Below are 25,498 nucleotides of genomic sequence, written 5' to 3'. Positions count from 1 at the left end.
ATATTATTTCGCATGTATTTAAACTTTACAACAAACGTGTATGAGAAGAAAAAGCAGCTTTTATTTTTCAGATTATATTTATGAGGAAATAAAAAAGCCTTAGCATAGGGCTAAGGCTTTAAGGAAAATAAGCGGACTATTATTCCACCGTTACCGATTTCGCCAGGTTACGCGGCTGGTCAACGTCGGTGCCTTTGATCAGCGCCACGTGATAAGCCAGCAGCTGCAGCGGAACGGTGTAGAAGATCGGCGCAATCACCTCTTCTACATGCGGCATCTCGATGATGTGCATGTTGTCGTTGCTGACAAAACCGGCATCCTTGTCGGCAAAGACGTACAGGACACCGCCGCGGGCGCGTACTTCTTCGATGTTGGATTTCAGTTTTTCCAGCAGTTCGTTGTTAGGTGCCACAACGATAACCGGCATATCCGCGTCAATCAGCGCCAGCGGGCCGTGTTTCAGCTCGCCTGCCGCATAGGCTTCAGCGTGGATGTAGGAGATCTCTTTCAGCTTCAGCGCGCCTTCCAGCGCAATGGGGTACTGGTCGCCACGGCCCAGGAACAGCGCGTGATGTTTGTCAGAGAAATCTTCCGCCAGCGCTTCAATGCGTTTGTCCTGGGAGAGCATCTGCTCAATACGGCTCGGCAGCGCCTGCAGGCCGTGAACGATGTCGTGCTCAACAGAGGCATCTTCACCTTTCAGACGCGCCAGCTTCGCCACCAGCATCAGCAGAACGGTCAGCTGAGTAGTAAACGCTTTGGTGGAAGCCACGCCGATTTCGGTACCCGCTTTGGTCATCAGCGCCAGATCGGATTCACGCACCAGGGAAGAGCCCGGGACGTTACAGATGGCCAGCGATCCCAGGTAACCCAACTCTTTAGACAGACGCAGCGCGGCCAGCGTGTCCGCCGTTTCGCCAGACTGTGAAAGGGTGATCATCAGGCTGTTACGACGCACCGCGGATTTGCGATAGCGGAATTCAGACGCGATTTCCACATCGCACGGCACGCCCGCCAGGGATTCAAACCAGTAGCGAGAGACCATACCGGAGTTGTAGGAGGTGCCGCAGGCCACGATCTGAATATGCTCAACCTTGCCGAGCAGTTCGTTGGCGTTTGCGCCCAGCTCGCTCAGATCCACTTCACCGTGGCTGATGCGCCCGGTCAGGGTGTTTTTGATGGCGTTTGGCTGCTCGTAAATCTCTTTCTGCATGTAGTGACGGTACGCGCCTTTGTCGCCCGCATCGTACTGCAGGTTAGATTCGATCTCCTGACGTTTCACCTGCTCGCCCCTGGTATCGAATACGGTTACGCTGCGACGGGTCACTTCCGCGATATCACCCTCTTCAAGGAAGATAAAGCGACGGGTAACCGGCAGGAGCGCCAGCTGATCGGAGGCGATAAAGTTTTCACCCATGCCCAGACCGATAACCATCGGGCTACCGGAACGCGCAGCCAGCAGCGTAGACGGATCGCGGGAATCCATGATCACCGTACCGTACGCACCGCGCAGCTGAGGAATGGCGCGCAGTACCGCTTCACGCAGCGTGCCGCCCTGCTCCAGCTCCCAGTGCACCAGGTGAGCAATCACTTCGGTGTCAGTTTCAGAGACGAAGGTGTAGCCGCGCGCTTTCAGTTCTTCGCGCAGCGGTTCGTGGTTTTCGATAATGCCGTTGTGCACGACCACGATGTGTTCAGACACATGCGGGTGAGCGTTGCCTTCTGACGGTTCGCCGTGCGTCGCCCAGCGGGTATGTGCAATACCGGTACCACCGTGCAGCGGATGCTCTTCCGCGGCCTGAGCCAGCATTTGCACTTTACCGAGACGACGCAGACGGGTCATATGACCTTCTGCATCCACCACTGCCAGACCGGCAGAGTCGTAACCACGGTATTCCAGACGACGTAAACCTTCGAGAAGGATTTCAGCAATATCACGCTGCGCAACTGCGCCAACAATTCCACACATAATTTTAGATTCCGAATTTAGGCATGATGCCTGCGTTGTCGCTGACCTGTATTTGCCCTTTTCGGGCGCCCCGAGCCTTGTAGAGAGTGGGGTTATTTTTATGGGTACTGCTTGTGGGGGAAGATATATATTTATCTCCTCACCCGGGTTTGCCTGATGACGGCTACGCCTTATCAGGCCTACTCAATCGTAGGGCGGGTAAGCGTAGCGCCACCCGCCTTGTTGTTACTTTTTCTTCACCGGGCGTTTCCACCCCTGCTTGCTGATCTGCGGTACGCGGCTTAACACCAGCTCGTTCTCAGCCACATCGCGTGTAACGGTTGTTCCGGCAGCAATGGTCACGCCATTGCCCACGGTAACAGGTGCCACCAGCTGCGTATCGGAGCCAACGAACACATCATCACCGATGATGGTTTTAAACTTATTCGCGCCGTCGTAGTTACAGGTAATGGTTCCTGCACCAATATTCACGTTGTTACCAATTTCCGCGTCGCCCAGATAGGTCAGATGACCGGCTTTCGAGCCTTTACCCAGACACGCTTTTTTCATTTCCACGAAGTTACCCACGTGAGCGCCTTCCAGCAGTTCGGCACCCGGACGCAGGCGTGCAAACGGGCCGATGGTACAGGCCGCGTGCAGACGAGCATCTTCCACCACGCTGTACGGGCTAATTTCGCAGTCGTCACCGATAACGCTGTTTTTAATCACGCAGCCGGTGCCAATTTTGACGCGGTTGCCCAGCGTGACGTTGCCTTCAACGATAACGTTAGTATCAATCTCAACGTCGCGCCCATGAGACAAGGTACCGCGCAGATCGAAACGCGCCGGATCGCGCAGCATCACGCCTGCCAGCAGCAGTTTTTCGGCCTGCTCGGACTGATAAATACGCTCAAGACGGGAAAGCTGCAGGCGATTGTTCACGCCGTCCGTTTCGCTGATGCGCGCCGGATGAACGGCAGCAATTTCACGCCCTTCGTGATACGCCATCGCAATGATATCGGTGATGTAGTATTCACCCTGCGCATTGTTGTTGTTGAGCTGAGACAGCCAGCGCTTCATGTCCGCGCCGTTGGCAATCAGGATACCGGTGTTAATTTCCAGGATCTGGCGCTGTTCTTCGCTGGCATCTTTGTGTTCAACGATGCCAGTCACCTTGCCGTTTTCGCGGGTGATGCGGCCATAGCCGCTCGGGTCGTCCAGTACGACGGTGAGAAGGCCAATACCGCCCTGGGGTTTGGCTTCACGCAGGCGGGTCAGGGTTTCAACGGAGATCAGCGGAACATCGCCGTACAGCATCAGAATGTCTTCGTCATCGGCAAAGAACGGGGCCGCCTGCTGCATCGCATGGCCAGTTCCCAGCTGTTCCGCTTGAAGCACCCAGTTGAGCTTGTCGTCACACAGCGTCTTTTTCAATAAATCGCCACCGTGGCCGTAGACCAGGTTTACCTGACGCGCGCCCAATTCATTTGCTGCATCAATGACATGCTGCACCATTGGCTTTCCTGCCAACGTGTGAAGCACTTTAGGCAGATCGGAATACATGCGGGTACCTTTGCCAGCGGCAAGGATCACCACGCTCATCGCACTGTTTGACATACGCATCCTGACGGTAGTTTGAGTGAGAAGTAAAAACGTTTGATGCTTAAAATTCTACATCTTTTTCATCATGAATTAAGGCAAAAAAAAAGCCAGCCTGGTATCCAGACTGGCTTTTGAGCTTTTCAAGCCGGTGTTACATCGCTTTTTTGGTCAACTCGATAACGCGCAGTTTCGCGATCGCTTTGGCCAGCTCCGCAGACGCCTGAGCGTAATCCACGTCACCATGAGAGCTGCTAATGTGCTCTTCAGCCTTACGCTTCGATTCCAGGGCTCGCGCTTCGTCGAGATCCTGGCCACGAATAGCGGTATCGGCCAGAACGGTCACACTGCCAGGCTGCACTTCAAGAATGCCGCCGGACAGATAGATAAACTCTTCATGACCGAACTGTTTAACGATGCGGATCATACCAGGCTTAATGGCGGTGAGCAGCGGTGCGTGACCCGGGAAGATACCCAGTTCACCTTCACTGCCCGTTACCTGGATTTTCTCGACCAGACCAGAGAACATTTGTTGCTCTGCGCTGACGACGTCCAGGTGGTAAGTCATTGCCATATCACCCTCCGATTAAGGCGTTAAAGTTTTTTGGCTTTTTCCACGGCTTCTTCGATGGAACCAACCATGTAGAACGCCTGCTCTGGCAGGTGATCGTATTCGCCTTCCATGATGCCTTTAAAGCCACGGATGGTGTCTTTCAGGGAAACGTATTTACCCGGAGAACCGGTGAATACTTCCGCAACGAAGAACGGCTGGGACAGGAAGCGCTGGATCTTACGCGCACGTGCTACCACCAGTTTGTCTTCTTCAGACAGTTCATCCATACCCAGGATGGCGATGATGTCTTTCAGTTCCTGGTAACGCTGCAGCAGGGACTGTACGCCACGCGCGGTGTCGTAGTGTTCCTGACCCACAACCAGTGGATCCAGCTGACGGCTGGTGGAGTCCAGCGGGTCAACGGCCGGGTAGATACCCAGAGACGCGATCTGACGGCTCAGTACCACGGTTGCATCTAAGTGCGCAAAGGTGGTTGCTGGAGATGGGTCAGTCAAGTCATCCGCAGGTACGTATACCGCCTGAACGGAGGTGATAGAACCGGTTTTGGTAGAGGTGATACGTTCCTGAAGAACACCCATCTCTTCCGCCAGCGTAGGCTGATAACCTACCGCTGAAGGCATACGACCCAGCAGCGCAGATACTTCAGTACCGGCCAGGGTGTAACGGTAGATGTTATCAACGAACAGAAGTACGTCACGACCTTCGTCACGGAACTTCTCAGCCATGGTCAGGCCGGTCAGCGCAACGCGCAGACGGTTTCCTGGTGGCTCGTTCATCTGGCCGTAAACCAGGGATACTTTGTCCAGAACGTTGGAGTCGGTCATCTCGTGGTAGAAGTCGTTACCCTCACGAGTACGTTCACCTACGCCCGCAAACACAGAGTAACCGGAGTGCTCGATCGCGATGTTACGGATCAGCTCCATCATGTTTACGGTTTTACCTACACCCGCACCACCGAACAGACCAACTTTACCGCCCTTCGCGAACGGACACATCAGGTCGATAACTTTGATACCGGTTTCCAGCAGTTCCTGAGAGCTTGACAGCTCTTCGTAGGACGGTGCTGCGCGGTGGATAGCCCAACGCTCTTCTTCACCGATGTCGCCTTTCATGTCGATTGGCTGACCCAATACGTTCATGATACGACCCAGTGTTGCTTTACCTACCGGGACTTCGATCGGGTGCTCAAGGTCTTTTACTTCCAGACCACGACGCAGACCGTCGGAAGAACCCATTGCGATGGTACGCACGATACCACCACCGAGCTGCTGCTGAACTTCCAGCACCAGGCTCTCGTTACCATTCTGTACCTCAAGAGCATCGTACACGCGCGGTACGGCATCCTGAGGGAACTCGACGTCAACCACGGCGCCGATTACCTGGACAATTTTTCCAGTAGCCATCTTGAATCCTCTACGAATTAACCTGGTTATACCGCGGATGCACCACCGACGATCTCGGTGAGTTCCTGAGTAATGCTGGCCTGACGAGCTTTGTTGTATACCAACTGCAGCTCTTTAATCAGGCTGCCGCCATTGTCGGTCGCGGCTTTCATCGCCACCATACGTGCGGCCTGCTCGCTGGCCAGGTTTTCTACAACACCCTGATAAACCTGTGATTCAACGTAACGACGCAGCAGGGTATCCAGCAGCGGTTTCGGATCAGGTTCATACAGGTAATCCCAGGCTTTTTGCTTCAGCTCGTCATCTTCTGATGCCGGTAAAGGCAACATCTGAGTGAGCGTTGGAACCTGAGACATCGTGTTAATAAATTTGTTGCTGACAACATACAGTCTGTCCAGACGGCCTTCATCGTAGGCCTGCAACATCACTTTAACCGGACCGATCAGTTCGGACAGGGACGGGTTATCACCCATACCGGTCACCTGAGCGACAATGTTGCCACCCACGGAGTTAAAGAAAGAGACGCCTTTAGAGCCAATCAGTGCCAGATCGCACTGAACGCCTTTATCGGACCAGCCTTTCATATCCGCCAGCAGTTTTTTGAACAGGTTAATGTTCAAGCCGCCACACAGACCACGGTCAGTCGACACCACCAGGTAGCCCACGCGCTTAACGTCGCGTTCTTCCAGGTAAGGGTGCTTATATTCCAGATTACCGTTTGCAAGGTGACCAATCACTTTGCGCATGGTCTCTGCATAAGGACGGCTGGCCGCCATGCGATCCTGCGATTTACGCATTTTGGAAGCGGCGACCATCTCCATCGCTTTAGTGATCTTTTGCGTGTTCTGGACGCTTGCGATCTTACTACGTATCTCTTTTGCGCCGGCCATGAGCTTCTCCTCAATGCCAGACGGCTTGTCCTGAGACAAGCCGCCGGACGATTACCAGGATTGGGTTGCTTTGAAGGAATCGAGGATAGCTTTCAGCTTGCCTTCGATTTCGTCGTTATAGCCACCGGTCTGGTTGATCTCTTGCATCAGCGGAGCGTGATCACGGTCGACGTAAGCCAGCAGAGCGGCTTCGAAGCTACCGATTTTCGCCAGTTCCACATCTTCGAGGTAACCGCGTTCAGCCGCGAACAGCACCAGGCCCTGCTGAGCAACAGACATTGGCGCGTACTGTTTCTGCTTCAGCAGCTCGGTCACTTTCTGACCGTGGCTCAGCTGTTTACGGGTTGCTTCGTCCAGATCGGATGCGAACTGAGAGAACGCAGCCAGTTCACGATACTGTGCCAGTGCGGTACGGATACCACCGGACAGTTTCTTGATGATCTTGGTCTGAGCAGCACCACCAACACGGGATACGGAGATACCCGGGTTAACCGCCGGACGAATACCGGAGTTAAACAGGTTGGTTTCCAGGAAGATCTGACCATCGGTAATGGAGATTACGTTGGTCGGAACGAACGCAGAAACGTCACCCGCCTGGGTTTCAATGATCGGCAGTGCGGTCAGAGAGCCCGTTTGACCCTTCACTTCACCTTTGGTGAAGTTCTCGACGTATTCCGCGTTAACGCGGGAAGCGCGCTCCAGCAGACGAGAGTGGAGGTAGAATACGTCGCCCGGGAATGCTTCACGTCCAGGTGGACGACGGAGCAGCAGGGAAACCTGACGATAAGCAACAGCCTGTTTAGACAGGTCATCGTATACGATCAGTGCATCTTCACCGCGGTCACGGAAGTATTCGCCCATTGCGCAACCGGCGTATGGCGCCAGGTATTGCAGTGCAGCAGATTCAGAAGCGGTCGCCACAACAACGATGGTGTTAGCCAGCGCGCCGTGCTCTTCCAGTTTACGAACCACGTTGGAAATGGTGGACGCTTTCTGGCCGATAGCCACGTACACACATTTGATGCCGGAGTCACGCTGGTTGATGATGGCGTCGATTGCCATCGCGGTTTTACCGGTCTGACGGTCACCGATGATCAGTTCACGCTGACCACGACCGATTGGGATCATGGCATCAACGGACTTATAACCAGTCTGCACTGGCTGATCAACGGACTGACGGTCGATAACGCCCGGTGCGATAACTTCGATTGGGGAGAAGCCGTCGTGCTCAACCGGACCTTTACCGTCGATTGGCGCACCCAGGGTGTTAACTACGCGACCCAGCAGGCCACGGCCAACCGGCACTTCCAGAATACGGCCAGTACACTTAACCTTCATGCCTTCGGCGAGGTCAGCGTATGGACCCATCACAACGGCACCTACGGAGTCGCGCTCCAGGTTCAGTGCGATAGCGTAACGGTTACCCGGCAGGGAAATCATCTCACCCTGCATACAATCGGCCAGGCCGTGGATGCGGATAACACCGTCACTTACAGAAACAATAGTACCTTCGTTATGAGCTTCACTCACAACATTGAACTGAGCAATGCGCTGCTTGATCAGTTCGCTGATTTCGGTGGAATTCAGTTGCATGCTCCAGTCCCCTTAAGACTGCAAGACGTCTGCAAGGCGTTCAAGACGGCCGCGTACGCTGCCATCAATGACCATATCACCCGAGCGGATGATTACGCCTGCCATTACAGACTTATCGATTTTGCAATTCAGCTTAACTTTGCGTGACAGACGTTTTTCCATCGCGGCGGTGATTTTCGCAAGCTGTTCGTCACTCAGTTCAGTTGCAGAAGTCACTTCGACTTCAGCGGTAGCTTCACTAAGGGCACGTAAGTGCTCAAACTGCTCGAGAACATCCGGGAGCACACGCAGACGACCATTCTCAGCCATAACCTTAATCAGGTTCTGGCCATTGGCATCCAGTTGCTCTCCGCACACGGCGATAAACGACGCGGCGAGGGTATCAGGCGCTAATGCACCAGACAGCAACTCGGCCATTTGTTCGTTTTTCGTCACCTCAGCGGCAAACGCCAGCATGTTCTGCCAGCGATCGACATTTTGGTGTTCGACAGCAAAGTCAAAAGCTGCTTTGGCGTAGGGGCGAGCTACCGTAACAAATTCAGACATCAGCCCCTCCCTCCTTACAGTTCAGCGACAAGTTTGTCCACGATGTCGCTGTTAGCAGCTTCATCCACGGAACGTTCGATGATCTTCTCGGCGCCAGCAACAGCCAGAATCGCAACCTGCTTACGCAGTTCTTCACGAGCACGTTTACGCTCAGCTTCAATTTCAGCCTGAGCCTGTGTCACGATCTTAGTACGTTCCTGTTCTGCTTCAGCTTTCGCTTCGTCCAGGATCTGAGAACGGCGTTTGTTAGCCTGTTCAATGATTACCTGAGCTTCAGCTTTCGCTTTTTTCAGCTGGTCTGTCGCGTTGGCCTGTGCAAGGTCCAAATCTTTCTTAGCGCGTTCTGCGGAAGCCAGACCGTCAGCAATTTCTTTCTGACGTTTTTCGATGGCAGCCATTAAAGGCGGCCATACATACTTCATGCAGAACCAGACAAAGAGAATAAACGCGATGGCCTGGCCGAGGATTGTTGCGTTCATGTTCACAGCACAATACCTCTTTAATTTCTGTGGCTTGGGGTTTTAAAACTACTACTACGCGACAGCAAACATCACGTACAGACCCAGACCTACAGCGATCATTGGGATTGCATCCACCAGACCCATAACGATAAAGAACTGAGTACGCAGCAGAGGAATCAGATCAGGTTGACGCGCTGCGCCTTCCAGGAATTTGCCCCCGAGGATGCCGATACCGATCGCAGCACCGATAGCCGCCAGACCCATCATCACAGCGGCAGCCATGTACAGCAGATCCATATTCAGGTTTTCCATGACAGTCTCCAGTTTGTTTCAATTAAAACGTAGTAGTGTTGGTAAAAAATCAGTGCTCTTCAGACGCCATCGACAGATAGACGATCGTCAGAACCATGAAGATAAAGGCTTGCAGCGTAATGATCAGGATGTGGAAAATGGCCCATGGCACATTCAGAATCCACTGTGACCACCACGGCAGAAGACCCGCGATCAGAATGAAAATCAGCTCACCCGCATACATGTTGCCGAACAGTCGCAGACCCAGTGAAACAGGTTTGGACAGCAGGCTAACGCCTTCCAGGATCAGGTTGACCGGAATAAACGCCCAGTGGTTGAACGGCTGCAAGGTAAGCTCTTTCACAAAGCCGCTTACGCCTTTCATTTTGATGCTGTAGAAAAGAATCAGGATAAATACGCCGAGTGCCATCGACAGAGTGATGTTCACGTCCGCAGACGGTACAACACGCAGCGCAGGCAGGCCGAAGATGTGCTCGCCGATGAACGGCAACAGGTCAATTGGCAGCAGGTCCATCAGGTTCATCAGGAAAACCCAAACGAACACGGTCAGGGCCAGCGGAGCAATCAGCTTGCTCTTGCCATGGTACATGTCTTTGACGCTGCCATGGACGAAGCCGATGATCATTTCGATGAACGTCTGGAATTTCCCTGGTACACCGCTGGTCGCCCGTTTAGCAACACCGCGGAACATGGCCAGGAACAGAAGACCCAAAACCACCGAGAAGAACATGGAGTCGATGTTGATCGTCCAGAAGGTGGCCGGGGGGTTATGTGGATCCACCAGCGAGAATGTACGCAGGTCCAACTGAAGGTTATTCAGATGGTGACCTATGTAATCCTGCGGCGTCATATTTTCTGAAGCCATGATGCCTTTTACCCTTTGTTATTGATTACAGCTGGAGCCAGAACTTGTACCACCAGCACCAAAACCCACGTTGCTATCAGCGGCATGAATACCACTTTCAAAACCGCCAGCGCCATCACCAGTAGAGCAAAGGTCAGCAACACCTTACACACTTCGCCGAGGGCGAAGGACCAGGCCACGCGGCCTTTGGCGGGTGTATGCGCCTGATGACGCCAGGCAAAAATCATAAACAACACGTTTGGCAGAACCACCGCCAAACCCCCGCACACGGCGGAGATGCCCCAGAAGGGGTCTTTGAGGCTAAACAGCAGTCCACTTGCTATCACAGCCAGAAACTGAATGAACAGAAGCTTACGAGCAACGTTTCTACTCAAGAGCGACACAGACATCACGTTTTTACTCCTGCTCCCTTCGAGGTATGCCGCGTGTCGTATAAAACGTCCTTTAAGGCTCAGAGTCAAGCATCAAAAAGCGGTCAAATTATACGGTGCGCACCCGTGATTTCAAACATTAAGTAGCGAAAAGGTGAATAAATGTTTAAATATTTTTCCCCGCCGCTGTTTTTCAACTTTTCGCGTCCGCGTTGACCTTCTGGCAAAACTGCAAACATCGCGAAAACGTTGGCGAGAAAGCGTGCACGAGATCACAAAATACACATTTACGATAAGGTTGTATTTATCAAAGACGTAAATTCGATTATTTCATCCTTATGAAATTAAAGACAAAATATCGCAACTATTTTTAAAACAAACCTGTATACAACAAAAACCTTTTATTGACATTCTTAATAAAAATTTAACATTGATTTCTTGTTGCGACTTTTCACTTTTAGCAGCCTGATATTTTCGCAGTTGATTATCTTAACGGTGAACAATAACCACAACGTTAACTGCAAGAAAACCCATGGTAACAACAAGGTTAAATTTAACTCAGAATAATCCCCGGAAATGCGCTGCTTTTTAACACAACAAGAACAGCACAAATTCCCAATTTTTTATTTAATTTTTAAAAATTGTTTGGCTTAAGAATCACCAGATGACGCTCACCTTCAAGGTGCGGGACCTGTAATTTTTCAATTGATTCCACGGAAAAACCTTCCGGGAGGTGCTCAATTTCGTCCTCAGGAACGAGTCCTTTCAGGGCATAAAAACGTCCTTCCTTCGCAGGGAGATGCTTGCACCAGCTCACCATATCGTTGAGCGAGGCGAATGCACGGCTAATCACCCCATCGAACGGTGGCTCTGCCGGGAACGCCTCTACCCTGCTCTGGACGGGAGTGATGTTTTCAAGCTTCAGCTCGTGCTGAACCTGGCGTAAGAAACGTACGCGTTTGCCAAGGCTGTCCAGCAGCGTGAAATGGCTCTCCGGGCGAACAATAGACAACGGGATCCCCGGCAAACCCGGGCCGGTGCCTACGTCGATAAAGCGCTCTCCGTTAAGGTATGGGGCCACCACGATACTGTCGAGAATATGGCGGATCAGCATCTCGTTGGGGTCGCGCACAGACGTCAGGTTGTACGCTTTGTTCCATTTGTTCAGCATATCGACATACGCCACCAGCTGATTTTTCTGGTGATCGGTGAGCGAAATACCTGCTTCATCCAGCAGACGAGAGAGTTTATTGAGCACGGTGAATACCTGTTTAGAGATTTTTCGCCCGGTGGCGCTTCGCTTACCGGGCCTACGAATAAGTAGGGCGGGTAAGCGAAGCGCCACCCGCCAAAAAGCAAGGTTCAAGAAACTACGCGCTGCGGCGCAGCATGCCTTGCTTTTTCAGCCACACCAGCAGAATCGAAATCGCGGCAGGTGTGACGCCGGAGATACGGGAAGCCTGGCCGATCGACACAGGTTTGTGATCGTTCAGCTTAGCGATCACTTCGTTGGAAAGGCCCGTTACCTGGCGGTAGTCCAGCATTTCCGGCAGCAGCGTGTTTTCGTTGCGCTGCTGTTTTTCGATCTCATCCTGCTGACGCGCGATGTAACCTTCGTATTTCACCTGGATTTCGACCTGCTCGGCCGCTTCAGCGTCTTCCAGGCCCGGCGCGAACGCGGTCAGTTTGACCAGGTTCTCGTAGGTCACTTCAGGGCGACGCAGCAGATCTTCACCGCTGGCTTCACGCGACAGCGGCGCTGTTAAGTGAGCGTTCACTTCGGCAGCTGTTTCCGCCAGTGGATTCACCCAGGTGGTTTTCAGACGCTGACGTTCCTGCTCAATGCGTTCCAGCTTCTCGTTAAAACGCGCCCAGCGTTCGTCATCGACAAGACCCAGCTCGCGGCCCATTTCGGTTAGACGCAGGTCGGCGTTGTCTTCGCGCAGCATCAGGCGATATTCCGCGCGAGAGGTAAACATACGGTACGGTTCTTTGGTACCCAGCGTGCAAAGATCGTCAACCAGCACGCCCAGATACGCCTGAGAACGTCCTGGTGCCCAGCCCTCTTTCTCGGCAGAGAAGCGTGCGGCGTTAAGACCGGCAAGCAGACCCTGTGCAGCCGCTTCTTCGTAGCCGGTAGTACCGTTAATCTGGCCTGCGAAGAACAGACCCTGGATGAATTTGCTTTCCAGAGTGGGCTTCAGGTCACGCGGGTCGAAGAAATCGTACTCAATAGCGTAGCCAGGGCGAACGATTTTTGCGTTCTCCATACCCTGCATTGAGCGAACAATTTGCATCTGCACGTCGAACGGCAGGCTGGTGGAGATGCCGTTCGGGTAAATTTCGTTTGAGGTCAGTCCTTCCGGCTCCAGGAAGATCTGGTGCTGGTTACGATCGGCAAAGCGCATCACCTTGTCTTCGATCGACGGGCAGTAGCGCGGGCCGATCCCTTCGATCACACCGGCATACATTGGGCTACGATCGAGGTTATTGCGGATCACGTCATGGGTTTTCTCGTTGGTATGCGTGATGTAGCACGGTACCTGCTGCGGATGCTGAGCCGCATTACCCATGAACGAGAACACCGGCATCGGATTATCACCGTGCTGTTGCGCCAGCACGCTGAAATCAATGGTGCGTGCATCAATACGCGGCGGTGTACCGGTTTTCAGGCGGCTGACGCGCAGCGGCAGTTCGCGCAGACGACGTGACAGTGGGATAGACGGCGGATCGCCAGCACGGCCACCGCTGTAGTTATCCAGGCCGATATGAATTTTTCCGTCCAGGAATGTCCCGACGGTCAGCACAACCGCTTTTGCGCGGAACTTGAGACCCATCTGGGTCACGGCACCCACGACGCGATCGTTCTCGACGATAAGATCTTCAACAGCCTGCTGGAAGATCATCAGGTTCGGCTGGTTCTCCAGCGCGGTGCGCACAGCCTGACGGTAAAGCACGCGGTCTGCCTGTGCACGGGTCGCTCGAACAGCAGGCCCTTTACTCGCGTTTAGTATCCTAAACTGAATGCCTGCATGATCGATCGCTTTCGCCATCAAGCCGCCAAGTGCATCCACTTCTTTTACCAGGTGTCCTTTCCCAATGCCGCCAATCGCCGGATTACAGGACATTTGTCCCAGCGTGTCGATATTGTGTGTCAAAAGCAGGGTCTGCTGACCCATTCGCGCTGCGGCCATGGCGGCCTCAGTGCCTGCGTGACCCCCGCCAATGATGATGACGTCAAAAGGATCCTGATAAAACATGGTGGTCTGCCTCGCGTAAAGCGGTATGAAAATGGATTGAAGCCCGGGCCGTGGATTCTACTCAACTTTAGTCTTTCGAGAAAGCATTGGGATCCTGGGCTATTAAAAAGAAGATCTTTTTACTTAGAGATCTGTTCTATTGTGATCTCTTATTAGGATCGCGGTCTGTTGTGGATAAGTCCGATCCGGCAAATAAGATCATCAGGTTAGGAAGGATCGTTTGCTGTGAATGATCGGTGATCCTGAAACGTATAAGCTGGGATCAGATCGCGACTTTATACACAGGCCAAAAACATCCCCAGAGTTGTTCTTTGGATAACTACGGGTTAATACGAGCTTTTAACCAGAGTTATCCACATCTGTTCGCGCGATCTTTAATCGTTTTTGAGTAAATTTTTCCAATCTGCTAGCCAGATCTCGGCCGGATCTTCCGGAATATCATGATCGAGGATGTTGATCTTGAGCGTTTCACCCAGCTGTTTTGCTCCACACGCCGTGACAGCTGCTTCAACTTTCTCTATTGCACCGCAGAAGGTGTCATATTCACGACTGCCGATCCCTACCGCGCCAAAACGGACGTTTGACAGGTCAGGCTGTTGTTCCAACAGTTCGTCATATAAAGGTTGCAGATTATCCGGGAGATCGCCCGCGCCGTGCGTGGAGGTAATCAGCAGCCAGACCCCGTCAACCGGGAGATCTTCAAGTAACGGCCCGTGCAAAGTTTCTGTCGAAAAGCCTGCATCTTCCAGCTTCTCAGCCAGATGTTCCGCTACGTATTCCGCACCGCCAAGGGTGCTGCCACTGATAAGGGTAATGTCCGCCATTGATCGCTCGCTCAGATAAAGAGGCGATCATTGTACGCTGTGAGCGAGCTGGGATCTACCTGTGGAAAATGTGGGTATGATTTTGCCCGATCACGGGCGGATGGTACGCATGATCGGGTTTTGCAGGGAGATCAGGGTCTCGGTGGACTGAATTTCATCGATTGTTTGGATCTTGTTGATAAGTACCTGCTGGAGGGCGTCAATGGATCGACACATCACCTTAATAAAGATGCTGTAGTGCCCGGTGGTGTAATACGCCTCGGTGACTTCATCCAGCGCGTTCAGTTTCGCCAGTGCGGAAGGGTAGTCTTTTGCGCTTTTAAGAATAATGCCGATAAAGCAGCAGACGTCATAACCCAGCTGCTTTGGGCTGACGTCGATGCGTGCGCCGGTAATGATCCCCGCTTGTTTCATCTTCTCTACGCGAACGTGAATCGTCCCAGGGCTGACGCCAAACTGTTTTGCCAGTTCAGCGTAGGCGGTGCGTGCATTAGCCATTAAGGCCTCCAGGATGCCGCGGTCCAGATTGTCGATCTGATAATTTTCCATAGCTTTTTCTTATGAAGATTGATGAATCACTCTATTCTAGCGTCTTATTTTAACGAATCAAAAGTGAAGGTGGCTTTTTGTTGATGGGTTATTGAATTGAGTGCCGTTTCTGTTGCTTAATCAATATCAACAGGACGCAGGAGTATAAATAATGAAAACCGCTTATATCGCAAAACAACGCCAGATCAGTTTCGTAAAATCCCACTTTTCCCGCCAGCTGGAAGACAAGCTTGGGCTGATTGAAGTTCAGGCGCCCATTCTCAGCCGCGTGGGTGACGGGACGCAGGATAACTTGTCTGGATGCGAAAAAGCGGTACAGGTGAAAGTGAAAACACTGCCAGACGCCCAGTTCGAAGTGGTTCATTCCCTGGCGAAGTGGAAGCGTCAAACTCTGGGACAACACGACTTCAGCGCGGGCGAAGGGCTTTACACGCACATGAAAGCCCTTCGTCCCGATGAAGACCGCCTCACCCCAATTCACTCCGTCTACGTTGACCAATGGGACTGGGAGCGCGTGATGGGTGACGGCGAGCGCCATGTTGGCACGCTGAAATCTACCGTTGAAGCGATCTACGCCGGGATCAAAGCCACCGAAGCGGCAGTGAGTAAAGAGTTTGGTTTGACACCGTTCCTGCCGGAAACGATCCACTTTGTTCACAGTCAGGAATTGCTGAGCCGCTTCCCGGGTCTGGATGCCAAAGGTCGTGAACGTGCGATTGCTAAAGAGTTAGGTGCCGTGTTCCTGATCGGGATCGGCGGGAAATTGTCTGACGGCAAACGTCACGACGTCCGTGCGCCGGACTATGACGACTGGAGTACTGCAGGTGAATCTGAATTTGCCGGCCTGAACGGTGATATTCTGGTCTGGAACCCGGTTCTGGAAGATGCCTTTGAGCTCTCTTCTATGGGGATCCGCGTGGATGCGGAGGCACTGAAGCGCCAGCTGGCCGTTACTGGTGATGAAGATCGCCTCAAATTAGAGTGGCACCAGGCGCTGCTGCGCGGTGAAATGCCACAGACCATCGGCGGCGGTATCGGCCAGTCCCGTTTGACCATGCTGCTGCTTCAATTGCCACATATCGGTCAGGTGCAGTGTGGCGTATGGCCGCAGCAGGTACGTGAAAGCGTCGGTTCTCTTCTTTAATTAACGCCGCCAGCGTCTCAGCAGACGGCTACGCAGCCCGGTATCAAAGCGCCAGATATGATCGAAGATGCGCATGATGCCGGGTTTTCCATGCGCGGACATCGCGACGGCATGGAACCGGTGCTGATGCACCCGCTGTAACTCCTTCACTTTATTCACCACGTCATCCGGCAGCCGCTGGGCGATAAAATCGGAAATGACCACCGTGTCGGCGTCGTACCAGTCACCGCCCTGCATACGCTCCACAATGCTGCGAAAACAGCTGGCCAGATCGGTACCGCCGCGAAAACGCTGGCTCAAAAAGCGGATCGCCTGCTCGATCCCCTGCTGGTTCGTCAATTCATAACCTACCACCTCGCTGGAGAACAGCATGATGAAGCAGCGGCGCCGATCGGCGAGCGCGACGCGCATCAGCGCCAGACAGAACGCCTTCGCGCACTGCTCGTTAAACCCGCCCATCGATCCGGACGTATCCACGCAGACAATAAAAGGCCCGCGCGGCTGCTCATCAAAGTCCTGATGAACCACAGGACGCTGGCTTACCTTCTCGCGCCAGGATTCCCCATGCAGTCGATAGGTGAGGAGTTGCTTTTCCACCAGACGACGATAAAACTCATATTCCAGCTCGGTCATCCCCAGCGTGCTTAGCTCGGTCGGCAGCAGGCGTAAGATGTCGTCACTTTGCTGCAATCCATCCACCTGTTCTGGCACGGTGGCCGGTTCGCGGACCAGCGTGCGGAAGGTTTCCATCGGCGCGTCTTTCTTTGGGACCGATTTTGCCTCCCGCGAGCGGCCAAGCTGCTCCGCAAGCTTCATCAGCTCAGGCTGCTGCGTTAGAAAGTCGCCGTACTTCACGATCAGCTGGTAGTCCCCGCGCTTCAACTGCCCGGCGCTCATGTCCCACAGACGTCCGGCGGCGTTTTCATTTTCTACCAGCACCTCTTCAAGCTGGCCGCTCAGCGTCATACGCTCCTGAACTTCGCTGAGCAGCTGTTCACGCTCTTCATCCAGCAACTGCTGGTTAAGGGTTGTAGCCTGAACGACAAGGCTCAACCGCCAGCGCTGTAAAAACAGGGTATGCAGCGCGGGGGTAAAGGTGGCGTTATCCGTAACCAGCGCCCGCGCCTGGCTGGCAAACGGAGAGTGGACTTTATCAAGCAGCGTAAGGGTTTGCGGTAGCTGGACGATAAACTGCGGTGTCGACAGCCGTTGACACTGCTGATAGCTGGCGACCTCCTCCGTCAGTTCAGGCGGGACTTCCGTTTCCCTAAACCGCTGGCGAAGGTTATCCCGCCAGCGCGGGAGATCGTCGGTCATCGCCTTTTTGAGCCTGGGGAATTTTTCAAAGAAGGCCGCCAGCTGCGGAGAGGCCAGAAGGGTGATGACCACCTCTTCAATTAATCCTTCCTCGCTGACAGCCAGCATCACGTTGAGCGTGTCCAGCGTTAGCATTGACGCGCCTGTTTGATCTGCGCGCTGACGTCCTGCAGGCTGGCTTCGATACGACCTAACCAGTCGCTATGAATAAAGAGGCATTTTTGCTGCTCGCTGAAGCGCGTGTGCTGCTGGTGCCATTCCGTATCCAGCGCTTCCAGCTGCTGCTTGATCTCTTCCGGCACGCTATCCGAAGCGGTGCCCGGTAGTGCCAGACGCGATCCTTGCAGGCTGACATCGCGGATCACCAGATGCTGGCTGCTATCCACTTCCATCGTCAGCGGCTGGGCAAAACCAATACCGTTAAGCTTGCCGCGGATCTCACCGCCCTTATCGAGCCACTGTTCCAGCGTTTCGCGCTCAATCGTAATGTGGACGACCTGCATATCGTGCAGTTTGAGCGGCTGCTGGAGCAGCAGCGTGAGCGTCGTACCAGTCAGATCGGCAGGAAGCTCATAGTGCGGTTTGCGAGCGAACATGCCCCCGAGGCGATTTACTTTCAGCGCGGTTTTATCACTTTGCTGCTGCTGAAGCTGGATGCGCCGCTGGGCAATCGCCCCCAGCTGGTTGAGCATCGCCTGCTGCCCCCAGGCGTGTCCGGTCATCAAAACGTCAAGCTGCTGCTGCATCAGGTTCATGCCTTCGGCATCGTGCCACAGGCAGTCTTTCAGCAGGATGAGATCGATTGGCGCAACGGCATCACGACCGCTAAACAAGGCGCTGGCCTGCAACAGACGGATCGCTTTTTTCCAGCGACGGTCAGAGACGTAAGGTGCAGCAGGCAGCAAATCAAGCTGTTGGCGCAGCATGAAGATCAGCTCAAAGACCGCGTCGGGCAGGGTGATTTTGCCGATATCCTGTTGCCACTGGTGATACTCCTCATCGGTGACCTGCAGCGAAGCAGACACCGGATTTTCGTTCTCATCCTGCTGGCTTATCAGCAGGGAGCGGAAATTTGATTTATCCTGCACTTTGTCCAGCCACAGGCGGATCAACATGCGGTCATACAGCGCTTCCAGGCTGCTGTCGGCTTCAGGCAGTTCGTTGGAGGCCGCCACCAGCAGGCGCATCGGGATTTTCTCTTCACTGGCCCCGTTGCGGAACCGACGTTCGTTAATTGCCGTCAGCAGGGTATTCAGAATCGCCGGGCCGGCTTTCCAGATCTCATCAAGAAAGACAATTTCAGCCTCGGGCAGATACCCTGCCGTCAAACGCTCATAGCGCCCTTCATCTTTCAGCGCCTGAATGGAAAGCGGACCAAACACTTCTTCGGGGGTGGAAAACCGGGTCATGAGATATTCAAAGGCGCGGGCGTTCTGAAAAGCAAATTTGAGCCTGCGGGCAATCAGGCTTTTGGCAATGCCCGGTGGACCCAGCAAAAACACGCTTTCACCGCTCAATGCCGCCAGTAGACAGAGGCGAATGGCGTGGCTACGCTCGTAAAGGCCTTTCTCCAGCGCGCTGCTAAGGCGGGAAATTCTTTCTGCTAATAAATGTGAGTGAGCCATAATAGTTTTGCATCCTTTCGCCGTCGTGGCGGCCAATTGAAGCGAGTATAGACGTTTCGGTCAGGGCTGGTAATAGACTGAAGTGCGGCGCAATTTACTTTGCGCTACGTTAATGCGGTTGCATTTAGGGGTACGATTTTGCAGTGAATCGTGCATACTGTGCGCTTTTTGTGGGCCAAGGGACTAGGCACACATTTGTTATTTAAACGAAAAGACTAGTCTATGAGCACTGATAATAAGCAATCATTACCCGCAATTACGCTTGCGGCGATCGGGGTTGTCTATGGTGATATCGGCACCAGCCCGCTGTATACGCTTCGTGAATGTTTGTCCGGCCAGTTTGGCTTTGGTGTTGAACGCGACGCCGTTTTTGGCTTCCTGTCACTCATCTTCTGGCTGCTGATTCTGGTCGTTTCCGTTAAGTATCTCTCCTTCGTTATGCGTGCTGATAACGCCGGCGAAGGCGGGATCCTGACCCTGATGTCCCTTGCAGGGCGCAACACCTCAGCCAGAATGACCTCCGTGCTGGTGATTATCGGCCTGATTGGCGGCAGCTTCTTCTACGGAGAGGTGGTTATCACGCCCGCGATTTCGGTGCTCTCGGCGATAGAGGGGCTGGAGATTATCGCGCCGCAGCTTGATACGTGGGTGGTCCCGCTGGCGATAATCGTCCTCACCCTGCTGTTTGTGATCCAGAAGCACGGTACCGGGCTGGTGGGAAAACTGTTTGCACCGATTATGCTGGCCTGGTTCCTGGTCCTGGCGGCGCTTGGCTTGCGCAGCATTATCGCGAACCCGGAAGTGCTGCATGCGCTGAACCCTTACTGGGCGGTGCATTTCTTCCTCGAATATAAAGTGGTTTCCTTTGTGGCGCTGGGTGCCGTCGTGCTCTCTATTACCGGTGTGGAAGCGCTGTATGCTGACATGGGGCACTTCGGGAAACTGCCTATCCGCGTGGCATGGTTTATTGTGGTGCTGCCGTCGCTGGTGCTGAACTACTTCGGCCAGGGCGCGCTGCTGCTTACAAACCCGGAGGCGATCAAGAACCCGTTCTTCCTGCTGGCACCAGACTGGGCGCTGGTGCCGATGTTGATCCTCGCGACTCTGGCGACCGTCATTGCCTCTCAGGCGGTGATTTCCGGCGTGTTCTCCCTGACGCGCCAGGCGGTGCGTCTGGGTTATCTCTCACCGATGCGCATCATCCATACCTCGGAGATGGAGTCCGGCCAGATCTACATTCCTTTCATTAACTGGCTGCTCTATTTTGCGGTTGTTATTGTTATCGTCAGCTTCGAGCACTCCAGTAACCTGGCGGCGGCGTACGGTATTGCCGTGACCGGTACGATGGTGTTGACATCGCTTCTCTCCACCACGGTGGCGTACCGAAACTGGCACTGGAATAAATTCCTCGTGGCGATGATTCTGGTGGGCTTCCTGTGCATCGACGTGCCGCTGTTCTCTGCGAATCTCGACAAGATTGTCTCCGGTGGCTGGCTGCCGCTGACGCTGGGTCTGGTGATGTTTATTGTCATGACCACCTGGAAAAGCGAACGTTTCCGCCTGCTGCGCCGCATGCATGAGCACGGTAATTCTCTTGAGGCGATGATCGCGTCACTGGAGAAATCCCCGCCGGTGCGCGTGCCGGGTACCGCGGTGTATATGTCTCGCGCGCTGAACGTGATCCCGTTTGCGCTGATGCATAACCTCAAGCATAACAAGGTACTGCACGAGCGGGTGATCCTGCTGACGCTGCGCACCGAAGATGCGCCGTATGTTCACAACGTGCGCCGCGTGCAGATTGAACAGCTGTCGCCGACTTTCTGGCGCGTGGTGGCAAGCTACGGCTGGCGCGAAACGCCGAACGTGGAAGAGGTGTTCCACCGCTGCGGTCTGGAAGGGTTGAGCTGCCGGATGATGGAGACGTCGTTCTTCATGTCGCACGAGTCGCTGATCATCGGCAAGCGCCCGTGGTATCTGCGCCTGCGCGGCAAGCTGTACCTCATCCTGCAGCGTAACGCCCTGCGCGCGCCAGACCAGTTTGAGATCCCACCTAACCGCGTGATTGAGCTGGGAACGCAGGTCGAGATTTAATCCTCCGTGCGGGCTGATGCCCTCACCCCGACCCTCTCCCACGGGGAGAGGGCGCAAACATAAAAAACGGTAACCTGGGGGTTACCGTTTTGCATTTACCTCCATATTTCACTTAGCGAAACGTTTCGACGTTGATCACAATTCCGTTACGTCATGATGGTTTTCTGAACACTCTTGCGTCTACACTACTTTTAGCGAAACGTTTCGCTAGTGGAGCAAGAAAATGAAGAAAGGCACGGTTCTCAACTCAGAAATCTCATCGGTTATTTCCCGTCTTGGGCATACCGATACGCTGGTGGTTTGCGATGCAGGCTTACCGGTTCCGCGCAGCACAACCCGTATCGATATGGCATTAACGCAGGGTGTTCCTTCGTTTATGCAGGTACTGGAAGTCGTGACGGCGGAGATGCAGGTTGAGGCGGCCATTCTCGCGGCGGAAATCAAACAACATAATCCGCAACTCCACGAAACGTTGCTCAGCCACATTGAGCAACTGCAACAACACCAGGGAAACACCATCGAAATTCGTTACACGACGCACGAACAGTTCAAACAACAAACCGCAGACAGTCAGGCGGTGATTCGCAGCGGGGAGTGTTCCCCGTATGCGAATATCATTCTCTGTGCTGGCGTCACCTTCTGAGGCCATCATGGACGCACTACTGCAACTCAAAGGGATCGATAAATCGTTCCCGGGCGTAAAAGCCCTCTCCGGCGCGGCGCTGAACGTTTATTCCGGACGCGTCATGGCGCTGGTGGGCGAGAACGGCGCCGGCAAATCCACCATGATGAAAGTGCTGACCGGTATCTATCAACGTGATGCCGGTTCACTCGTCTGGCTGGGTAAAGAGACCACCTTCAATGGCCCGAAATCCTCTCAGGAAGCGGGTATCGGCATTATCCATCAGGAGCTGAACCTTATCCCGCAGCTCACCATTGCCGAGAACATCTTCCTCGGCCGCGAGTTTGTGAACCGGTTTGGCAAAATCGACTGGAAAACGATGTATGCCGAAGCGGACAAGCTGCTGGCGAAGTTGAACCTGCGCTTTAAGAGCGACCGTCTGGTGGGCGATCTCTCCATCGGCGATCAGCAGATGGTGGAAATCGCGAAGGTGCTGAGCTTTGAGTCGAAGGTCATCATTATGGATGAACCAACAGACGCCCTGACCGACACCGAAACCGAATCCCTGTTCCGCGTTATCCGCGAGCTGAAATCCCAGGGGCGCGGGATTGTCTATATTTCTCACCGCATGAAAGAGATTTTCGAGATCTGCGACGACGTCACCGTTTTCCGCGACGGCCAGTTTATTGCCGAGCGCGAAGTGGCCACGCTAACCGAAGATTCGCTCATCGAAATGATGGTGGGACGTAAGCTCGAAGATCAGTATCCCCGTCTGGACAAAGCGCCGGGAGAGATCCGCCTGAGGGTGGATAACCTCTGCGGTCCGGGCGTGAACGACGTGACCTTTACCCTGCGTCAGGGCGAGATCCTCGGCGTGGCGGGACTGATGGGCGCGGGCCGTACCGAGCTGATGAAAGTGCTCTACGGCGCGCTGCCGCGCACCAGCGGTTACGTCACCCTCGACGGCCATGAAGTGGTCACACGCTCTCCGCAGGATGGTCTGGCGAACGGTATCGTCTATATCTCCGAGGACCGCAAGCGCGACGGTTTAGTGCTGGGCATGTCGGTGAAAGAGAACATGTCCCTGACCGCGCTGCGCTATTTCAGCCGCAGTGGCGGCGGCCTGAAACACAAAGATGAGCAGCAGGCCGTCAGCGATTTTATCCGCCTCTTTAACGTCAAAACCCCGTCGATGGAGCAGGCAATTGGCCTGCTGTCCGGCGGTAATCAGCAGAAAGTGGCGATTGCGCGCGGGCTGATGACGCGCCCGAAAGTGTTAATCCTTGATGAGCCTACGCGCGGTGTCGACGTGGGCGCGAAAAAAGAGATCTACCAGCTGATTAACCAGTTCAAGGCCGACGGTCTGAGCATCATTCTGGTCTCTTCCGAGATGCCAGAAGTGTTAGGCATGAGCGATCGCATTATCGTCATGCATGAAGGGCATCTCGGCGGTGAATTCACTCGCGAGCAGGCCACCCAGGAAGTTCTGATGGCTGCCGCTGTGGGCAAGCTTAATCGCGTGAATCAGGAGTAAGAAGATGACTACCCAGGCTGTTTCTGGTCGCCGCTATTTCACAAAGGCATGGCTGATGGAACAAAAATCGCTGATTGCCCTGCTGGTGCTGATCGCGATTGTGTCCACCATGAGCCCGAACTTTTTCACCGTTAATAACCTGTTCAACATCCTGCAGCAGACGTCGGTGAACGCCATTATGGCGGTCGGCATGACGCTGGTGATTTTGACCTCGGGTATCGATCTGTCCGTCGGTTCCCTGCTGGCGCTCACCGGTGCGATCGCCGCTTCTATTGTCGGCATTGAAGTCAACGCGCTGGTGGCCGTTGCGGCTGCCCTGGCGGCGGGCGCGGCGATTGGTGCTGTGACCGGGGTGATTGTGGCAAAAGGGCGCGTTCAGGCATTCATCGCCACGCTGGTGATGATGCTGCTGCTGCGCGGTGTGACCATGGTGTATACCAACGGCAGCCCGGTTAATACCGGCTTTACCGAGAATGCCGATCTGTTTGGCTGGTTTGGTATCGGTCGCCCGCTGGGTGTTCCTACCCCGGTCTGGATCATGGCTATCGTCTTCCTGGCGGCGTGGTACATGCTGCACCATACCCGTCTGGGCCGTTATATCTATGCGCTGGGCGGTAACGAAGCGGCAACGCGTCTGTCCGGTATCAGCGTTAATAAAGTCAAAATTATCGTTTACTCCCTGTGCGGTCTGCTGGCGTCACTGGCAGGCATCATCGAAGTGGCGCGCCTCTCTTCTGCGCAGCCGACGGCGGGTACGGGATATGAGCTGGATGCCATTGCGGCAGTCGTTCTGGGCGGTACGAGTCTTGCGGGCGGTAAAGGTCGCATTGTTGGGACATTGATCGGCGCACTGATTCTTGGTTTCCTGAATAATGGTTTGAATTTGTTAGGTGTTTCCTCCTATTACCAGATGATCGTTAAGGCAGTGGTGATTTTGCTGGCGGTACTGGTAGACAACAAAAAACAGTAACTGACGACACTACAGGACATCTTAGATATGAACATGAAAAAACTGGCTACCCTGGTTTCTGCTGTCGCGCTGAGCGCAACCGTAAGTGCTAACGCTATGGCAAAGGACACCATCGCGCTGGTTGTCTCTACCCTGAACAACCCGTTCTTCGTCTCCCTGAAGGATGGCGCGCAGAAAGAAGCGGACAAACTGGGCTACAACCTGGTGGTGCTGGATTCACAGAACAACCCGGCGAAAGAGCTGGCGAACGTTCAGGACTTAACCGTCCGTGGCACCAAAATTCTGCTGATCAACCCAACCGATTCTGATGCCGTAGGTAACGCCGTGAAGATGGCAAACCAGGCGAAAATTCCGGTGATCACTCTGGACCGTCAGGCGTCTAAAGGTGAGGTGGTCAGCCACATTGCGTCTGATAACGTGCTGGGCGGTAAAATCGCCGGTGACTACATCGCGAAGAAAGCCGGTGAAGGCGCAAAAGTTATCGAACTGCAGGGGATTGCCGGGACTTCCGCAGCGCGCGAGCGTGGTGAAGGCTTCCAGCAGGCTGTGGCTGCGCACAAATTCAACGTGCTGGCGAGCCAGCCGGCAGACTTCGACCGTACTAAAGGTCTGAACGTGATGCAGAACCTGCTGACTGCGCATCCTGACGTGCAGGCGGTATTCGCGCAGAACGACGAAATGGCGCTGGGCGCGCTGCGTGCCCTGCAGACCGCAGGTAAATCTGATGTGATGGTTGTCGGATTTGACGGCACACCAGATGGTGAAAAAGCTGTAAATGATGGCAAACTGGCTGCGACCATCGCTCAGCTGCCTGAGCAGATTGGCGCGACTGGCGTTGAAACTGCCGATAAAGTGCTAAAGGGCGAAAAAGTTCAGGCCAAATATCCTGTTGACCTGAAACTGGTTATCAAGCAGTAAAAGGCGATTCAGGCAGTCGCTGGCTGCCTGAGGGACACCAATAAAGAAAAGTGTGGCATACGCCACCGGGTAATACCGGTGG

General features: G+C 54.1%; 23 protein-coding genes. 6 read left to right on the top strand and 17 right to left on the bottom strand.

What is annotated here, in order from left to right; all coding sequences use genetic code 11:
* Positions 1-139: 139 nt before the first annotated feature.
* From glmS to asnC, 15 genes are all read right to left on the bottom strand, one after another.
* The gene (gene glmS, locus N2K86_RS22460) at positions 140-1,969 is read right to left on the bottom strand and encodes a glutamine--fructose-6-phosphate transaminase (isomerizing) (RefSeq protein WP_260660016.1); all 1,830 of its coding nucleotides are present in this window, start codon (positions 1,967-1,969) and stop codon (positions 140-142) included.
* Between the two features lie 225 nt (positions 1,970-2,194).
* On the bottom strand, positions 2,195-3,565 hold the full coding sequence (glmU, locus tag N2K86_RS22455; protein ID WP_260660015.1) for a bifunctional UDP-N-acetylglucosamine diphosphorylase/glucosamine-1-phosphate N-acetyltransferase GlmU: 1,371 nt from the start codon (positions 3,563-3,565) through the stop codon (positions 2,195-2,197).
* A 136-nt stretch (positions 3,566-3,701) separates the two neighbouring features.
* A complete protein-coding gene (locus N2K86_RS22450) occupies positions 3,702-4,121 on the bottom strand; it encodes a F0F1 ATP synthase subunit epsilon (RefSeq protein ID WP_006177560.1) in 420 nt (139 codons plus the stop codon).
* Between the two features lie 20 nt (positions 4,122-4,141).
* Positions 4,142-5,524, bottom strand: a complete 1,383-nt coding sequence (atpD, locus tag N2K86_RS22445) for a F0F1 ATP synthase subunit beta (protein WP_003862362.1) — start codon at positions 5,522-5,524, stop codon at positions 4,142-4,144.
* Between the two features lie 26 nt (positions 5,525-5,550).
* A complete protein-coding gene (atpG, locus tag N2K86_RS22440) occupies positions 5,551-6,414 on the bottom strand; it encodes a F0F1 ATP synthase subunit gamma (RefSeq protein WP_260660014.1) in 864 nt (287 codons plus the stop codon).
* A gap of 51 nt (positions 6,415-6,465) precedes the next feature.
* Entirely contained in the window at positions 6,466-8,007 is a 1,542-nt protein-coding gene (gene atpA / locus N2K86_RS22435; RefSeq protein ID WP_010426588.1) for a F0F1 ATP synthase subunit alpha, read from the bottom strand.
* Positions 8,008-8,019: 12 nt separating this feature from the next.
* Positions 8,020-8,553: a F0F1 ATP synthase subunit delta gene (gene atpH, locus N2K86_RS22430; protein ID WP_260660013.1), complete on the bottom strand. Its 534-nt coding sequence runs from the start codon at positions 8,551-8,553 to the stop codon at positions 8,020-8,022.
* Between the two features lie 14 nt (positions 8,554-8,567).
* Positions 8,568-9,038, bottom strand: a complete 471-nt coding sequence (gene atpF, locus N2K86_RS22425) for a F0F1 ATP synthase subunit B (RefSeq protein ID WP_003862370.1) — start codon at positions 9,036-9,038, stop codon at positions 8,568-8,570.
* Between the two features lie 48 nt (positions 9,039-9,086).
* A complete protein-coding gene (atpE, locus tag N2K86_RS22420; RefSeq protein WP_000429386.1) occupies positions 9,087-9,326 on the bottom strand; it encodes a F0F1 ATP synthase subunit C in 240 nt (79 codons plus the stop codon).
* Positions 9,327-9,375: 49 nt separating this feature from the next.
* Positions 9,376-10,191, bottom strand: a complete 816-nt coding sequence (gene atpB, locus N2K86_RS22415) for a F0F1 ATP synthase subunit A (protein ID WP_023309789.1) — start codon at positions 10,189-10,191, stop codon at positions 9,376-9,378.
* 8 nt (positions 10,192-10,199) lie between these two features.
* Positions 10,200-10,580: a F0F1 ATP synthase subunit I gene (gene atpI, locus N2K86_RS22410; protein ID WP_008500194.1), complete on the bottom strand. Its 381-nt coding sequence runs from the start codon at positions 10,578-10,580 to the stop codon at positions 10,200-10,202.
* A 616-nt stretch (positions 10,581-11,196) separates the two neighbouring features.
* Complete coding sequence (rsmG, locus tag N2K86_RS22405) at positions 11,197-11,820, bottom strand: 16S rRNA (guanine(527)-N(7))-methyltransferase RsmG (RefSeq protein ID WP_260660012.1); 624 nt, start codon at positions 11,818-11,820, stop codon at positions 11,197-11,199.
* 112 nt (positions 11,821-11,932) lie between these two features.
* On the bottom strand, positions 11,933-13,822 hold the full coding sequence (gene mnmG / locus N2K86_RS22400; RefSeq protein ID WP_182402026.1) for a tRNA uridine-5-carboxymethylaminomethyl(34) synthesis enzyme MnmG: 1,890 nt from the start codon (positions 13,820-13,822) through the stop codon (positions 11,933-11,935).
* A 374-nt stretch (positions 13,823-14,196) separates the two neighbouring features.
* Positions 14,197-14,646 carry an FMN-binding protein MioC gene (gene mioC, locus N2K86_RS22395; protein WP_260660011.1) on the bottom strand — a complete coding sequence of 150 codons (450 nt, stop codon included), beginning with the start codon at positions 14,644-14,646 and terminating at the stop codon, positions 14,197-14,199.
* A gap of 90 nt (positions 14,647-14,736) precedes the next feature.
* Positions 14,737-15,195, bottom strand: a complete 459-nt coding sequence (gene asnC, locus N2K86_RS22390; RefSeq protein WP_008500198.1) for a transcriptional regulator AsnC — start codon at positions 15,193-15,195, stop codon at positions 14,737-14,739.
* 151 nt (positions 15,196-15,346) lie between these two features.
* Here asnC and asnA point away from each other — a divergent pair, with 151 nt between their 5' ends.
* Positions 15,347-16,339 (top strand): aspartate--ammonia ligase, encoded by a 993-nt coding sequence (gene asnA / locus N2K86_RS22385; protein ID WP_260660010.1) that lies wholly within the window; start codon positions 15,347-15,349, stop codon positions 16,337-16,339.
* On the opposite strand, the gene viaA is transcribed toward asnA, so the two are convergent.
* Positions 16,340-17,791 (bottom strand): ATPase RavA stimulator ViaA, encoded by a 1,452-nt coding sequence (gene viaA / locus N2K86_RS22380; protein ID WP_260660009.1) that lies wholly within the window; start codon positions 17,789-17,791, stop codon positions 16,340-16,342.
* The gene (gene ravA / locus N2K86_RS22375) at positions 17,785-19,281 is read right to left on the bottom strand and encodes an ATPase RavA (protein WP_260660008.1); all 1,497 of its coding nucleotides are present in this window, start codon (positions 19,279-19,281) and stop codon (positions 17,785-17,787) included. The genes viaA and ravA overlap by 7 nt, the downstream gene beginning before the upstream one ends.
* Before the next feature lie 222 nt (positions 19,282-19,503).
* Between ravA and kup the strand changes: the two genes are divergently transcribed.
* The 5 genes from kup to rbsB all read left to right on the top strand — a co-directional run bounded on the left by kup (position 19,504) and on the right by rbsB (position 25,416).
* On the top strand, positions 19,504-21,372 hold the full coding sequence (gene kup, locus N2K86_RS22370) for a low affinity potassium transporter Kup (protein ID WP_260660007.1): 1,869 nt from the start codon (positions 19,504-19,506) through the stop codon (positions 21,370-21,372).
* A 223-nt stretch (positions 21,373-21,595) separates the two neighbouring features.
* On the top strand, positions 21,596-22,015 hold the full coding sequence (rbsD, locus tag N2K86_RS22365; RefSeq protein WP_003862392.1) for a D-ribose pyranase: 420 nt from the start codon (positions 21,596-21,598) through the stop codon (positions 22,013-22,015).
* A 7-nt stretch (positions 22,016-22,022) separates the two neighbouring features.
* Positions 22,023-23,528, top strand: a complete 1,506-nt coding sequence (gene rbsA / locus N2K86_RS22360; protein WP_260661747.1) for a ribose ABC transporter ATP-binding protein RbsA — start codon at positions 22,023-22,025, stop codon at positions 23,526-23,528.
* A gap of 4 nt (positions 23,529-23,532) precedes the next feature.
* Entirely contained in the window at positions 23,533-24,498 is a 966-nt protein-coding gene (gene rbsC, locus N2K86_RS22355) for a ribose ABC transporter permease (RefSeq protein WP_063202193.1), read from the top strand.
* A gap of 27 nt (positions 24,499-24,525) precedes the next feature.
* A complete protein-coding gene (gene rbsB, locus N2K86_RS22350) occupies positions 24,526-25,416 on the top strand; it encodes a ribose ABC transporter substrate-binding protein RbsB (RefSeq protein ID WP_023333911.1) in 891 nt (296 codons plus the stop codon).
* Positions 25,417-25,498: the final 82 nt, after the last annotated feature.

This window comes from Enterobacter mori (assembly GCF_025244905.1).
GTDB lineage: Bacteria > Pseudomonadota > Gammaproteobacteria > Enterobacterales > Enterobacteriaceae > Enterobacter > Enterobacter mori_A.
This window is presented reverse-complemented; position numbering and strand designations above follow the sequence as displayed.

Bases quoted from the DNA above. Each gene is read 5' to 3' on its own strand.
- glmS (WP_260660016.1), bottom strand. From the start codon at position 1,969: ATGTGTGGAATTGTTGGCGCAGTTGCGCAGCGTGATATTGCTGAAATC.
- glmU (WP_260660015.1), bottom strand. From the start codon at position 3,565: ATGTCAAACAGTGCGATGAGCGTGGTGATCCTTGCCGCTGGCAAAGGT.
- N2K86_RS22450 (WP_006177560.1), bottom strand. From the start codon at position 4,121: ATGGCAATGACTTACCACCTGGACGTCGTCAGCGCAGAGCAACAAATG.
- atpD (WP_003862362.1), bottom strand. From the start codon at position 5,524: ATGGCTACTGGAAAAATTGTCCAGGTAATCGGCGCCGTGGTTGACGTC.
- atpG (WP_260660014.1), bottom strand. From the start codon at position 6,414: ATGGCCGGCGCAAAAGAGATACGTAGTAAGATCGCAAGCGTCCAGAAC.
- atpA (WP_010426588.1), bottom strand. From the start codon at position 8,007: ATGCAACTGAATTCCACCGAAATCAGCGAACTGATCAAGCAGCGCATT.
- atpH (WP_260660013.1), bottom strand. From the start codon at position 8,553: ATGTCTGAATTTGTTACGGTAGCTCGCCCCTACGCCAAAGCAGCTTTT.
- atpE (WP_000429386.1), bottom strand. From the start codon at position 9,326: ATGGAAAACCTGAATATGGATCTGCTGTACATGGCTGCCGCTGTGATG.
- atpB (WP_023309789.1), bottom strand. From the start codon at position 10,191: ATGGCTTCAGAAAATATGACGCCGCAGGATTACATAGGTCACCATCTG.
- atpI (WP_008500194.1), bottom strand. From the start codon at position 10,580: ATGTCTGTGTCGCTCTTGAGTAGAAACGTTGCTCGTAAGCTTCTGTTC.
- mnmG (WP_182402026.1), bottom strand. From the start codon at position 13,822: ATGTTTTATCAGGATCCTTTTGACGTCATCATCATTGGCGGGGGTCAC.
- mioC (WP_260660011.1), bottom strand. From the start codon at position 14,646: ATGGCGGACATTACCCTTATCAGTGGCAGCACCCTTGGCGGTGCGGAA.
- asnC (WP_008500198.1), bottom strand. From the start codon at position 15,195: ATGGAAAATTATCAGATCGACAATCTGGACCGCGGCATCCTGGAGGCC.
- asnA (WP_260660010.1), top strand. From the start codon at position 15,347: ATGAAAACCGCTTATATCGCAAAACAACGCCAGATCAGTTTCGTAAAA.
- viaA (WP_260660009.1), bottom strand. From the start codon at position 17,791: ATGCTAACGCTGGACACGCTCAACGTGATGCTGGCTGTCAGCGAGGAA.
- ravA (WP_260660008.1), bottom strand. From the start codon at position 19,281: ATGGCTCACTCACATTTATTAGCAGAAAGAATTTCCCGCCTTAGCAGC.
- kup (WP_260660007.1), top strand. From the start codon at position 19,504: ATGAGCACTGATAATAAGCAATCATTACCCGCAATTACGCTTGCGGCG.
- rbsD (WP_003862392.1), top strand. From the start codon at position 21,596: ATGAAGAAAGGCACGGTTCTCAACTCAGAAATCTCATCGGTTATTTCC.
- rbsA (WP_260661747.1), top strand. From the start codon at position 22,023: ATGGACGCACTACTGCAACTCAAAGGGATCGATAAATCGTTCCCGGGC.
- rbsC (WP_063202193.1), top strand. From the start codon at position 23,533: ATGACTACCCAGGCTGTTTCTGGTCGCCGCTATTTCACAAAGGCATGG.
- rbsB (WP_023333911.1), top strand. From the start codon at position 24,526: ATGAACATGAAAAAACTGGCTACCCTGGTTTCTGCTGTCGCGCTGAGC.